At 68.1% G+C, this 12,599-nt stretch carries 12 protein-coding genes; 5 read left to right on the forward strand and 7 right to left on the reverse strand.

Annotation, left to right across the window (positions count from 1 at the left end; all coding sequences use genetic code 11):
• Positions 1-5: 5 nt before the first annotated feature.
• The gene (tyrS, locus tag OMP39_RS13225; RefSeq protein ID WP_425340637.1) at positions 6-1,184 is read right to left on the reverse strand and encodes a tyrosine--tRNA ligase; all 1,179 of its coding nucleotides are present in this window, start codon (positions 1,182-1,184) and stop codon (positions 6-8) included.
• A gap of 436 nt (positions 1,185-1,620) precedes the next feature.
• Between tyrS and OMP39_RS13230 the strand changes: the two genes are divergently transcribed.
• On the forward strand, positions 1,621-2,952 hold the full coding sequence (locus tag OMP39_RS13230; RefSeq protein WP_425340679.1) for a M23 family metallopeptidase: 1,332 nt from the start codon (positions 1,621-1,623) through the stop codon (positions 2,950-2,952).
• Positions 2,949-4,070: an anhydro-N-acetylmuramic acid kinase gene (locus OMP39_RS13235; RefSeq protein ID WP_425340638.1), complete on the forward strand. Its 1,122-nt coding sequence runs from the start codon at positions 2,949-2,951 to the stop codon at positions 4,068-4,070. Before OMP39_RS13230 ends, OMP39_RS13235 begins: the two co-directional genes overlap by 4 nt.
• 71 nt (positions 4,071-4,141) lie before the next feature.
• Here the strand turns inward: OMP39_RS13235 and erpA are convergent, their stop codons facing one another.
• The 4 genes from erpA to rplM all read right to left on the reverse strand — a co-directional run bounded on the left by erpA (position 4,142) and on the right by rplM (position 6,800).
• The gene (gene erpA, locus OMP39_RS13240; RefSeq protein ID WP_264892200.1) at positions 4,142-4,519 is read right to left on the reverse strand and encodes an iron-sulfur cluster insertion protein ErpA; all 378 of its coding nucleotides are present in this window, start codon (positions 4,517-4,519) and stop codon (positions 4,142-4,144) included.
• Between the two features lie 219 nt (positions 4,520-4,738).
• On the reverse strand, positions 4,739-5,791 hold the full coding sequence (gene argC / locus OMP39_RS13245) for an N-acetyl-gamma-glutamyl-phosphate reductase (RefSeq protein WP_264892202.1): 1,053 nt from the start codon (positions 5,789-5,791) through the stop codon (positions 4,739-4,741).
• Between the two features lie 178 nt (positions 5,792-5,969).
• Complete coding sequence (gene rpsI / locus OMP39_RS13250; RefSeq protein WP_264892203.1) at positions 5,970-6,362, reverse strand: 30S ribosomal protein S9; 393 nt, start codon at positions 6,360-6,362, stop codon at positions 5,970-5,972.
• A gap of 9 nt (positions 6,363-6,371) precedes the next feature.
• Positions 6,372-6,800 carry a 50S ribosomal protein L13 gene (gene rplM / locus OMP39_RS13255; protein WP_264892205.1) on the reverse strand — a complete coding sequence of 143 codons (429 nt, stop codon included), beginning with the start codon at positions 6,798-6,800 and terminating at the stop codon, positions 6,372-6,374.
• A gap of 373 nt (positions 6,801-7,173) precedes the next feature.
• Between rplM and OMP39_RS13260 the strand changes: the two genes are divergently transcribed.
• The 3 genes from OMP39_RS13260 to OMP39_RS13270 all read left to right on the forward strand — a co-directional run bounded on the left by OMP39_RS13260 (position 7,174) and on the right by OMP39_RS13270 (position 9,689).
• Complete coding sequence (locus OMP39_RS13260; protein ID WP_264892207.1) at positions 7,174-7,899, forward strand: GNAT family N-acetyltransferase; 726 nt, start codon at positions 7,174-7,176, stop codon at positions 7,897-7,899.
• Between the two features lie 48 nt (positions 7,900-7,947).
• Positions 7,948-8,934, forward strand: a complete 987-nt coding sequence (locus OMP39_RS13265) for a serine/threonine protein kinase (RefSeq protein ID WP_264892208.1) — start codon at positions 7,948-7,950, stop codon at positions 8,932-8,934.
• 143 nt (positions 8,935-9,077) lie between these two features.
• Positions 9,078-9,689 carry a PEP-CTERM sorting domain-containing protein gene (locus OMP39_RS13270; protein ID WP_264892209.1) on the forward strand — a complete coding sequence of 204 codons (612 nt, stop codon included), beginning with the start codon at positions 9,078-9,080 and terminating at the stop codon, positions 9,687-9,689.
• Between the two features lie 68 nt (positions 9,690-9,757).
• Here OMP39_RS13270 and htpG read toward each other — a convergent pair whose 3' ends face one another.
• Positions 9,758-11,626 (reverse strand): molecular chaperone HtpG, encoded by a 1,869-nt coding sequence (gene htpG / locus OMP39_RS13275; RefSeq protein WP_264892210.1) that lies wholly within the window; start codon positions 11,624-11,626, stop codon positions 9,758-9,760.
• A 217-nt stretch (positions 11,627-11,843) separates the two neighbouring features.
• A complete protein-coding gene (locus OMP39_RS13280) occupies positions 11,844-12,596 on the reverse strand; it encodes an amino acid ABC transporter permease (RefSeq protein ID WP_264892211.1) in 753 nt (250 codons plus the stop codon).
• Positions 12,597-12,599 lie beyond the last annotated feature (3 nt).

Consider the following 12,599-nt stretch of genomic DNA (forward strand, 5'->3'; position numbering starts at 1 on the left):
GAGGCTCAGGCCAGCGTCACGCGCGCGAACTTGCGCTTGCCCACCTGCACCACGTACGTGCCGCTCGAAAGCTTCAGGGCCCGGTCTGAGACCACCGCCCCATCCACGCGCACGCCGCCCTGGTCGACCAGACGCAGGGCCTCGCTGGTGGAAGGCGCAAGCCCGGCCTGCTTGAGCAGCGCACCGATGGCCAGCGGCGCGCCCGGCAGGCTCACCTCGGGGATCTCGTCCGGCACGCCCCCTCGCGCGCGCAGGTTGAAGTCCGCCTCGGCCTCGTCGGCCGCGCGGGCGCTGTGGAAGCGGGCCGTGATCTCCTTGGCCAGCAGCACCTTCACCTCCTTGGGATTGCGCCCATCGGCCACCTCCCGCCGGAGCTTGGCGATCTCGGCCTCCGAGCGGAAACTGAGCAGCGTGAAGTACTTCCACATCAGCTCGTCGCTGATCGACAAGAGCTTGGCGAACATGTCGTTCGCCGGCTCGGTGATGCCCACGTAGTTTCCCTTGGACTTGGACATCTTCTCGACGCCGTCCAGGCCCTCGAGCAGCGGCATGGTGAGGATGCACTGCGGCTCCTGCCCGTACTCCTGCTGCAGGTGGCGTCCCATGAGCAGGTTGAACTTCTGGTCCGTGCCGCCGAGCTCCAGATCGGCGCGCAGCGCCACGGAGTCGTAGCCTTGCATCAGCGGATACAGGAACTCGTGGATCGAGATGGGGGTGCCGGCCTTGAAGCGCTTGGTGAAGTCGTCGCGCTCCATCATGCGCGCGACGGTGTACTTCGCGGCGAGCTGGATCATGCCCCGCGCGCCCAGCGCATCGCTCCACTCGGAGTTGTAGCGGATCTCGGTCTTCTCCGGGTCCAGCACCAGACTCGCCTGCTTGTAGTAGGTCTCGGCGTTCGCCTTGATCTGCTCGGCGGTCAGCGGCGGGCGGGTGGTGTTGCGCCCGGACGGGTCGCCGATCATCGAGGTGAAGTCCCCGATCAGGAAGATCACCGTGTGCCCCAGGTCCTGGAGCTGCCGCATCTTGTTCAGGACCACCGTGTGGCCGAGGTGGATGTCCGGCGCAGTGGGGTCCAGGCCCAGCTTGATACGAAGTGGCACGCCTGTTGCTTCAGCCCGCGCGAGTTTGTGCAGCCACTCCGTTTCGGGCAACAACTCCTCACAGCCGCGTAACGAGATGTTCATGGCCTCCCGAACTTTGTCCGTGATCGGGTATTTCGGGGCCGGCGATGACAAATCTTGCGCGGGAGCCGCGGCGGAAGGCTGAGATGTAACCGAGGACATAGGGGGTTTTTCAGTAGGGGCAAAGGGGGTGGCGGCTCTATACTCCGCCGCACTCAATCCCCTGGCTATCGGTGCTTCGGCATTCTAGGGGCTGTCGGTGGGCCCACCCCGCGACCGATGCTGTTCGGCCACGGCGGGTGACAGGCCTGCCCCGGCTCCCGGCGCGAAGGCACGGCGGCCGGCACATGGCCGGATCGGCGGCCTCGCAGAAGTGACGGCAACGTCACCACGAAGCGAGGGTTCATCGGGGCGCCCCACGGGACGCTCCCACGTTTAACACAAGACGCATCCAGTGAACGACACCTTGGAGTCCTTGGAGCGCGGGTTCGGTCGGGCGATGGCCTGGGCACACGAGCATCGCCGCGGCATCACGGCCGCCATCCTCACGCTGCTGCTCGGGACCGGCATCACCGCCTTCGGCGTGGCGCCGCTCGCTCCCGACGCCGCGGACCTGCCCCGCCGCCTCATCGCCGAGGAGGTGCAGCCCCTGCCGATCGATGAACAGATCGAGGCGCTGAACGACCACGTCCTCGAACTCAACCGCAACGACCTCACCCGCGCGAGCGACACGGCCGACACGCTGCTGACCCGGCTGGGCGTCACCGACGCCGCCGCCGCGGCCTTCCTGCGCCAGGACCCGCTGGGTCGGCTGGTGTTGCAGGGCCGCCCCGGCAAGATGGTGCAGGCCACCGCCGGCGAGCTGGGGCAGTTGCGCCAGCTGGTGGTGCGCTACCCGGCCGAGAAGGACACGCAGTTCTCGACCCACTTCACGCGGCTTTCGATCACGCGCGAAGGCGAGTCCTTCAAGGTCACCAAGGAGCAGGCCCCCCTCGCCGCCCGCGTGCGTCTGGGCGGCGGGGTGATCCACAGCTCGCTCTTCGCGGCGACCGACGCCGCCCGCATCCCGGACACGGTGGCGACCCAGCTCGCCGAGATCTTCTCGAACGAGATCGACTTCCGGCGCGACCTGCGCCGCGGCGACCGGTTCACGGTGCTCTACGAAGCCCTCGAAGCCGACGGCGAGCCCGTCACCTGGAATCAGGCGGCCGGCCGGGTGCTGGCGGCCCAGTTCACCAACAACGGCAAGACGTTCGAGGCCGTGTGGTACCAGGAGCCGGGCGGCAAGGGCGGCTACTTCGACTTCAACGGCCAGAGCATGCGGCGCGCCTTCCTGTCCTCGCCGATGGAGTTCTCCCGGATGACGTCGGGGTTCGCGATGCGATTCCACCCGATCCACAAGACCTGGCGCCGCCACCTGGGCGTGGACTACGCCGCCCCGACCGGCACACCGGTGCGCACGGTGGGTGACGGCGTGGTGGACTTCGCCGGCGTGCAGAACGGCTACGGCAACGTCGTCTACATCAAGCACGGCGCAGACCGCGTGACCGTCTATGCGCACCTGAGCCGCATCGACGTGCGCAAGGGCCAGCGCGTCGAGCAAGGCCAGCGCATCGGTGCGGTGGGCGCCACCGGCTGGGCCACGGGCCCTCACCTGCACTTCGAGTTCCGCGAGCGCGGCGAGCAGGTCGATCCGCTGCGCGTCGCCCGATCGTCCGAAACCTACACCTTGTCGCCGGCCATGCGCGAGCGCTTCCTCGCCCACGCGCAGACGCTCAAGGCCCAACTGGCGGTCGCCGCCGCTCAGCAGCAGCTGGCCAGCGCCGAGTGACCGCTCGCACCGGCCTCTACATCGGCCTGATGTCCGGCACCTCGCTGGACGGCGTGGACGGGGTGCTGGCGCGCTTTGGCGAAGCAGGTGCGCTGCAGGTCCTCGCGCACGCCGCGCGCCCCTTCGACCCGGCCTTCAAGGCCGAGTTGCTCGCCCTGAACACCCCGGGGCCGGACGAACTCCATCGCGCGGCGCTCGCCGCCAACGGCCTGGCACGCCGATACGCGCAGGCGGTGCAGGACCTGTTGCAGGCGGCCGGCCTGCGCCCCGACGAGATCGTCGCCATCGGCGCTCACGGGCAGACGGTGCGCCACCGGCCGGGCGAGTTCGACGGCACCGGCTACACGATCCAGCTCTTCCAGCCCTCGTTGCTCGCCGAGCTGAGCGGCATCGCCGTGGTAGCCGATTTCCGCTCCCGGGACGTGGCCGCTGGCGGCCAGGGCGCCCCGCTCGCCCCCGCCTTCCACCGCGGCGTGTTCGCCCGGGCGGACCGCGAAGTGGCCGTTCTCAACGTGGGCGGCATCGCCAACCTCACCTTGCTGCCGCCCACAGGCCCGGTGCTCGGCTTCGACTGCGGCCCGGGCAACGTGCTGATGGACCTGTGGTGCGAGCGCCAGCTGGGCCAGCCCTATGACGCGGGCGGCCGCTGGGCAGCGAGCGGCCGGGTGGCTCCGGCGCTGCTGACGCTGCTGTACGCCGAGCCCTGGCTGGCCCTGCCGCCGCCCAAGAGCACGGGCCGCGACCTGTTCCACGCGAACTGGCTGCAGGAGCGGCTGGACGCCTTGCCGGCCCTGGCACCCGAGGACGTGCAGGCCACGCTGTGCGAGTTCACCGCCGCGTGCTGTGCGGCGCAGCTGCGCCGGCACGCCCCGGCCACTGCCGAACTGGTCGTCTGCGGCGGGGGGGCTTACAACGAGCACCTGCTGTCGCGTCTGGCCGCCTTGCTGCCCGGCTGCCGCGTGGTCACGAGCGATGAGCGGGGCTTGCCGCCCCTGCAAGTCGAGGCCGCCGCCTTCGCCTGGCTGGCGCGCGAGCGCATGGAGGGGCGGCCCGGCAACTTGCCGGAAGTCACCGGCGCCGCCGGTCCTCGGCTCCTGGGGGGCGTCTACGCGCCGTAGACGAGTGGGGCGACGAGAAACGAAGAAGCCGCCCGCAGGCGGCTTCTCGCGCGTGTGGCGCCGAGCGTCGATCAGACCGAGAAGCTCGACCCGCACCCGCAGGTGGTGGTCGCGTTCGGGTTCTTGATGACGAACTGAGCGCCTTCCAGGTCTTCCTTGTAGTCGATCTCGGCGCCGATCAGGTATTGCAGGCTCATCGCGTCGATGAGCAGCGTCACGCCGTTCTTCTCCATCTTCGTGTCGTCCTCGTTGACGATCTCGTCGAAGGTGAAGCCGTACTGGAAGCCCGAGCAGCCGCCGCCTTGCACGAAGACGCGCAGCTTGAGCTCCGGGTTGCCCTCCTCATCGACCAGCTGCTTGACCTTCTGGGCCGCGCTGTCGGTGAAGATGATGGGCGCCGGCATCTCCTCGGCGACGGGGGTGGAAAGGGTTTCGGCTGCTGCGCTCATGCGGACTCCTGGCGGTCGGGAAAGGCTGCCCTCATTATCGGCGAGCGGATCGGCTCGCGCGGACCTGCGGGCGGGCGCCCTCCCCGGGCAATCGGGAAAATGCGGCCACGCGCCGCGCTTTCAAGCGAATCATCCCACAGCGGCCTTCACCTGGCACCCGCACGGGCTTTCGGTACGGGGCTGCGGGCGTCGTGCCCCCCTGGCCGCTGCCCGCAGGACTCAAGGCAACACCGGCACCTGCAGCAACCCGACGGTTTCCTCCAGCCCGAACATCAGGTTCATGCACTGCACCGCCTGGCCCGAGGCGCCTTTGGTGAGGTTGTCCTCCACCACCAGCACCATCGCGAGGTCCGGCATGGGTTTGTGCACCGCGATGCGCACGAAGTTCGAGGCCCGAACCGAGCGGGTCTCCGGGGCCGAGCCCGGGGGCATCACGTCCACGAAAGGCTCGTTCCGGTAGAACTCCTCGAACAGCCCCTGCAGGTCGGCCGCCTGCCCCTGCGGGGTCAGCCGTGCATACAAGGTCGAATGAATGCCGCGGATGGCCGGGATCAGGTGCGGCACGAACAGGCAGTTCACCTCCGGCGAGCCGGCCGGCACGCCAGCGATCTGGCGCAACTGCTGGTTGATCTCCGGCCCGTGGCGGTGGCCCTTGACCCCGTAGGCCTTGAAGTTGTCGCTCGCCTCGGCCAGCAGTGTGTGCACCTCGGCCTTGCGTCCGGCGCCCGACACGCCGGAGGCGCAGTTGGCGATGAGATGCGCCGCATCCACCAGGCCCGGCGTGCGCAGCAGCGGCGCAAAGCCGAGCTGCACGCTGGTGGGGTAGCAGCCCGGATTGCCGATCACGCGCGCCCGGCGGATGGCCTCGCGGTTGAGCTCCGGCAGGCCATACACGGCCTCGGCGAGGATGTCCGGGCAGGCGTGCGGCATGCCGTACCAACGCTCGAACTCGGACACGTCCTTGAGGCGGAAGTCGGCCGCGAGGTCGATGAGCTTGACGCCGGCGGCGAGGAGCTCGCGCGCCTGCGACATCGCCACGCCGTGCGGGGTGGCGAAGAACACCACGTCGCATTCGGTGAGGCGTGCCTCATCGGGGGTGACGAAGGCCAGATCGACGCGCCCCCGCAGCGAGGGGTACATGTCGGCCACCGGCATGCCGGCTTCCTTGCGCGAGGTGATGGCGACCACCTGCGCCTCGGGATGCTGCGCGAGCAGGCGCAACAGCTCGACCCCGGTGTAGCCCGTGCCCCCGACGATACCGACCTTGATCATCACGACCTCCAAGCAAGCCCGCGAACCGCGAGCGCAGAAACGACGATTCTAGAAGCACCACAAGCACGAAAGCCGCCCGAAGGCGGCTTTCGAAATCCGGGCACGAGCCGAAACGAGCGACTCGCCGAGGGCGCGAGCCGAACCCACCCGGGACGGCCCGCCCTGGGGCGCCGGAGCGTCAGCGCTTGCTGAACTGCTTGCGGCGACGGGCCTTGTGCAGACCCACCTTCTTGCGCTCGACCTCACGGGCATCGCGGGTGACGAAGCCGGCCTGGCTCAGTTGGGGCTTGAGCCCGGCGTCGTAGTCGATCAGCGCACGGGTGATGCCGTGGCGCACCGCGCCCGCCTGGCCCGACTCGCCACCGCCGTGGACGTTGACCTTGATGTCGAACGCCCCCTCGTGGCCCGTGAGGACCAGCGGCTGCTTGACGACCATGATCGAGGTCTGACGACCGAAGTACTGCTCCACGGGCTTGCCGTTGACCACGATCTGGCCGGTGCCCTTCTTGATGAACACCCGCGCCACCGACGACTTGCGGCGGCCGGTGCCGTAGTTCCAATTGCCGATCATCGCCGCTCCTTAGATTTCCAGCGTCTTGGGCTGCTGGGCGGTGTGCGGGTGCGAGGCACCGGCATACACCTTCAGCTTCTTGAACATCGCATAGCCGAGGGGGCCCTTCGGCAGCATGCCCTTGACCGCCTTCTCGAGCGCGCGGCCGGGATGCTTGGCCTGCATGTCCTTGAACTTGGTCGCGTAGATCCCGCCCGGGTAGCCGGAATGGCGGTAGTAGACCTTGTCTTCGGCCTTGTTGCCGGTGACGCGGATCTTGTCGGCGTTGACGACGATGATGAAGTCGCCGGTGTCGACGTGGGGCGTGTAGATGGCCTTGTGCTTGCCACGCAGGCGGAGAGCGACTTCGCTGGCCACTCGTCCGAGCACCTTGTCGGTGGCATCGATCACATACCACTCACGCTGCACCTCGGCCGGCTTGGCGCTGAAGGTTTTCATGCGTAGAGTCCTGGAGGAAAGTGAACCGGCTTTGCGACCCGAAAGACGCGGCGGTGCGGTCGGTGCTGCTTCTGAGGGCAGCCTCTCAGGCACCGGGGATGCGCACCGCAGCTCGGCATAGAGGCGGGCTTGGATTCCAAGCCCCCACTGCCAAGGTGCGCGCACCCCTCCCCGAAGCCGATGGCGGGGAAGCCGGCGATTATAGCGGGCGCATGCTTGCCGCAGCAATCGGGCCTCTTGCCGCGCCAACGCGCGCTCGGCGTGAGCGACTGCACGATTGCGGCAGGCATGTAACGGCGATCCGGTACGCCGGGGGACCCCTTCGGGTATCATTAGGGTTAACCCTAGGCATGGAGCCTTCGAGGCGATCGACATGGGATTTCCCGGCGACATCCTTGCACAACCCCGATTCGGCGTCGGGCGCCACGAGCGCCCCCGCGCCTCGGGCCGCGCCCCGCAGGATGCGGGCTGGTCGTGGGTGCCGATCCGTTCGCTCGCGCCCCGGCATCGCAGCCGCATCCTGGCCCACCTGCTGGCCCTGGACCCGCACGACCGCTACCTGCGGTTCGGTTACCAGGCCACCGACGCGCAGATCGAGAAGTACGTCGCCTCGCTGGACTTCCAGCGCGACGAGGTGTTCGGCATCTTCAACCGCCGGCTCGAGCTGATCGCGATCGCCCACCTCGCCTACCTTCCGGCCCGCGCAGGCGGACCGTCGATGGCGGAGTTCGGCGTTTCGGTGGCCAAGCACGCCCGCGGCCGCGGCTACGGCGCGCGCCTCTTCGATCGGGCGGTGATGCATGCGCGCAACCGGCGCATCGACACGCTCTACATCCACGCGCTCAGCGAGAACACCGCCATGCTGCGCATCGCGCGCAATGCGGGTGCCACCGTCGAGCGCGACGGCGGCGAGGCCGAAGCCTACTTGAGACTGCCCCCCGAGACGCTGGCCACCCGCGTCGAGGAGCTGGTCGAAAGCCAGGCCGCCGAAGTCGATTACGGCCTCAAGCGCAACGCGCAGCGGCTGGGCCGGCTGATGGAGGCCATTGGCGAGGTGCGGCGCCAGCTCGCCCGGCTCGGACGGCCGGCCAGCGAGTGAGAGGGGCCGCCTGAGCCGCCCGCGCGATCGCGGGCCTAACATGGCGCAATGCACTCTTCCGCCCATCCTTTCGAGGCCCTGACGCCCGACGTCGTGCTCGACGCGCTCGACGGTGTCGGGCTGCGCGGCGACGGCCGCCTGCTCCAGCTCAACTCGTATGAGAACCGCGTCTTCCAGGTGTGGCTGGAAGACGGCAGCCGCGTGGTGGCCAAGTTCTACCGCCCGGATCGGTGGAGCGACGACCAGATCCTGGAGGAGCACGCTTTTGCGCACGAGCTCGTGCAGGCCGAGGTGCCGGTGGTCGCGCCGTTGGACCTGGGCAGCACCGGCACGCTCGCCCGCCACGCGGGCTTCCGGTTCAGCGTGAGCCCGTACCGGGGCGGGCGCGAGCCGGACCTGGAGGACCCGGCCACGCTGGAGTGGATCGGTCGCTTCCTGGGACGGCTGCACGCGGTGGGACGCAGGCGCCCCTTCGTGGCACGCCCGAGCCTGGACATACAGACCTTCGGCGTCGAGCCGCGCGATTGGCTGTTGGCCCACGACATCGTGCCGCCCGACGCGCAGCCGGCGTGGCGGGCGGCGGCCGAGCGCGCCCTGGAGCGGGTGCAGCGGTGCTTCGAGCAGGCCGGCCCCGGGCGCGCAGTGCGCCTGCACGGTGACGTGCACCGCGGCAACCTGCTGTGGACGCAGGCGGGCCCGCACTTCGTCGACCTCGACGATGCCCGCAATGGCCCTCCCATGCAGGACCTGTGGATGTTGTTGTCGGGCAACGCGAATGGCATGCGAATGCAACTTTCGCATGTGTGGAGGGGTTACGAACATTTCAGCGAACTCGATCGGGGCCAATGGCACCTGGTCGAAGCGCTGCGCACGCTGCGCATCCTGCATCACAGCGCCTGGCTCGCCCGTCGTTGGGAAGATCCGGCGTTTCCCGCCGCCTTTCCCTGGTTCGGCTCCTCGAACTACTGGGCCGAGCAGACCTCGCGCTTGAGGGATCAGTGCGACGCCATGGACGAGTGGAGCTCGCTTCTGTAAGCGTTGCAGCAATCGCAATGCCCGGGGGCAATCACCCCCGCCCCCCGAACCGAGGGCTGAAGGGCCCGCTCGCTCCTCATACGCTCCTCCTGCCCCACGCATAACGTGCCCAACCATGGGTTTTCATCTTCAGGAGGAACTGCATGAAAAAACACCTACTCGCGCTCGGGCTCGCCGCGATGACCACGGCAGCCAGCGCGCAACTGTCGGTCTCGGGACCTGATCCGTCGGGCTTCACCGGCTACAACGGCACCCCCGCGACCTTCACCGGCACGCTGTCGAGCGGCATCCTCAACGGCCTGCTCGATGCAGGCGTCGGCGGCACGTTGAGCATCACGTTCCTGGGCAAGGACGACGCTTGGCACCACAACACGCTGAGCTTCGGCGAGCTCGTCATCGACAACAAGTCCACCACCGTGGGCTCGTCGTTCACGACGAACGTCGGCGCCGGCCTGCTGAGCTTCCTGTTCAAGGACGTGACGGACGGTGAGACGGTGCCCAACGGGGGTCCTTCGTCGGGCTATGCCACCTACACGGTGGTAGACGGCAAGGCGGTGGCCAGCGGCAATCCGGCCTTCGGCCAGTATGACTTCATCCTGGGCTTCAACGACGGCCACATCTACGACGCCGACTACGACGACCTCGTCGTGGGCATCAGCCTGGTGCCGATCCCCGAACCCGAGACCTACGCGCTGATGCTCGCAGGTCTGGGCGCCATGGGCTTCATGGCACGCCGCCGTCAGCGTCGCGACTGAGCCTCCTGACACGTCGCCAGACGACACATCGAAAAGCCGCCCGAGGGCGGCTTTTTTTCCGGGTCCGCTCAGGAGACGAGCAGCGTGTTGATCCGCCTGACGTAAGCGGCCGGGTCGTCGAGCTGACCGCCTTCGGCCAGCAGCGCCTGGTCGAACAGGATGTGCGCCAGATCCTCGAAGCGGTCGTTGCCTTCCAGCTTGCGCACGAGCGGGTGCTCGGCGTTGACCTCCAGCACGGGCTTGACGCCGGGCGCCTTCTGGCCGGCCTGCTTGAGCAGACGCGCCAGGTGCCCGCTCATCTCGCCCTCCTCGGTCACGAGGCAGGCGGGCGAATCCACCAGGCGGGTCGTCACGCGCACGTCCTTGGCCTTGTCCTTGAGCACCTCCTTCAGGCGCTCGAGCACCGGCTTGAACGCCTCGGCCGCTTGTTCGGCCTTCTTCTTCTCTTCCTCGTCCTGGAGTTTGCCCAGATCCACCGCGCCCTTGGCGACGCTTTGCAGCGGCTTGCCGTCGAACTCGTAGAGGTACGTCAGCATCCATTCGTCGACGCGGTCTGTCAGCAGCAGGACCTCGATCCCCTTCTTGCGAAAGATCTCGAGCTGCGGGCTGTTCTTGGCGGCCGCGAGCGTGTCGGCGGTGATGTAGTAGATCGCTTCCTGACCGTCCTTCATGCGCGAGACATAGTCGGCCAGCGACACGCCTTCGTCGGCCTGCGTGGAGGCAAAGCGCAGCAGCTTGGCGATGCGCTCGCGGTTGGCGTGATCCTCGCCGACGCCCTCCTTGAGCACCGCGCCGAACTCTGTCCAGAACTGCGCGTACTTGTCCTTCTGGTTCTCGGCCAGGTCCTCCAGCATGGACAGCACGCGCTTGGTGCAGCCTTCACGGATGGCCTTGACGTCGCGGCTTTCCTGCAGCAACTCGCGCGAGACGTTGAGCGGCAGGTCGGCCGAGTCGACCACGCCCTTGACGAAGCGCAGATACACCGGCATGAGCGCCTCGGCGTCGTCCATGATGAAGACCCGCTTGACGTAGAGCTTGACGCCGCCGCGCTTGTCGCGGTTCCACAAGTCGAAGGGCGCCTTGGCCGGGATGTAGAGCAGCTGCGTGTACTCGGTGCGCCCCTCGACCCGGTTGTGCGTGTAGGCGAGCGGCGCCTCGGTGTCGTAGCTGATCTGCTTGTAGAACTCGTGGTACTGCTCCTCGGTGATCTCGCCCTTGGGGCGGGTCCACAGGGCCGCGGCCTGGTTGACCGTCTCCCACTCGTCTTTCAGGACGTACTCGCCCTTGTCCTTGTCCCACTCCTCCTTGCGCATCAGGATGGGCAGCGAGATGTGGTCGGAGTAGCGCGAGATGATGGACTTCAGGCGCCAGCGGTTGAGGAAGTCGGTCTCGCTCTCGCGCAGATGCAAGATGACGTCGGTGCCGCGCCGCTCGCGCGTGATGGTCTCGACCTCGAAGTCGCCGGTGCCGTCGCTGCTCCAGCGCACGCCCTCCTCGGGCTCGAGGCCGGCGCGGCGCGACTCGACCGTGATGCGGTCGGCCACGATGAAGCCGCTGTAGAAGCCCACGCCGAATTGGCCGATGAGCTGGGCGTCCTTCTGCTGGTCGCCGGAGAGCTTGTCCATGAACTCCCGGGTGCCGCTCTTGGCGATGGTGCCCAGGTTGGCGATGGCTTCTTCGGCCGACAGGCCGATGCCATTGTCGCTGACGATGATGGTGCGTGCCGCCTTGTCGAAGGTGACGTGGATCTCGAGGTTGGGCTGGTCTTCGTAGAGGTCGTTGCGGTTCAGCGCCTCGAAGCGCAGCTTGTCGCAGGCGTCCGACGCATTGGAGATCAGCTCGCGCAGGAAGATCTCCTTGTTGGAGTAGAGCGAATGAGCGACGAGGTGCAGCAGCTGCTTCACCTCGGCCTGGAAGGACAGGGTTTTCTTTTCCATGGCGCAAAGGCTGAAAGATGTGATGAGGCGCGCGTGAGATGGGGGCGGTCTCCCCCGCTTTCAAGGGCTGCTGCGGGCCACGGTGGTCGCCTCCAGCACCCGCCGCGCCCCGCGTGCGTCCGGGCACGCCACCTCGGGAGAGGGCATGAAAAAGCCGGCCCGCAGGCCGGCTTGGAACAGGGTGCAGGCCCCGCGCCCGGGCCGCCGGAGCAGGGTCTCAGCGCCCGCGCAGGTGGGCAGGCGCCTCCAGCCGCTTGGCCAGCAGCGACAGCACCAGCGTGAGCACCAGGTAGATCGCCGAGATCGTCAGGTACGGCTCCCAGTAGCGGGAGTAGGCGCCGGCCACCGTGCGCGCGGCGAGCGCGAGTTCGGCCAGGCCGATCGCCGAGACCAGCGACGAGTCCTTGATCAGCGTGACGGCTTCGTTCACCAGCGGCGGCACCATGCGGCGGAACGCTTGCGGCAGGATGACGAAGCGCATGCTCTGCCCGTGCGTCAGACCCAGGCTGTAGGCCGCCTGGGTCTGGCCCACGTGGATCGACTGGATGCCGGCGCGGAAGATCTCCGAGATGTACGCCCCGGCATTGAGCGTGAGGGCGAGAGCCCCGGAGAAGAACGCGCCGTGCTCCTGTCGGAACGACATCGCGGCTTGCCCCTGCAGCAGCAGGCCGTGATCCGGATGGATCAGCGTCGGCATCAGCGCGAAATGCACCAGCAGGATCTGCACGAACAGCGGTGTGCCGCGAAAGAACGCGACGTAGCCGATCGTGATCCACTGTGCCGGCTTGAGCAGCGCCCGGCCCCACACCGACTTGGGCGGCGGAGCGGTGCGCGAGCTGCTGACGAGCCCAAGCAAAAGCCCCAGCGCCAAGCCGGCGGTGATGGCCACGAACGTGAGCTTGAGGGTCATCCACAGCCCGGCCACGAACAACGGCACGTAGCCGGAAAGGATGTCCCAACGCAAATCCACGAG

Origin of the sequence: Schlegelella aquatica, assembly GCF_026013905.1 — a bacterium.
In the GTDB taxonomy this organism is placed as follows: Bacteria; Pseudomonadota; Gammaproteobacteria; order Burkholderiales; family Burkholderiaceae_C; genus Caldimonas; species Caldimonas aquatica.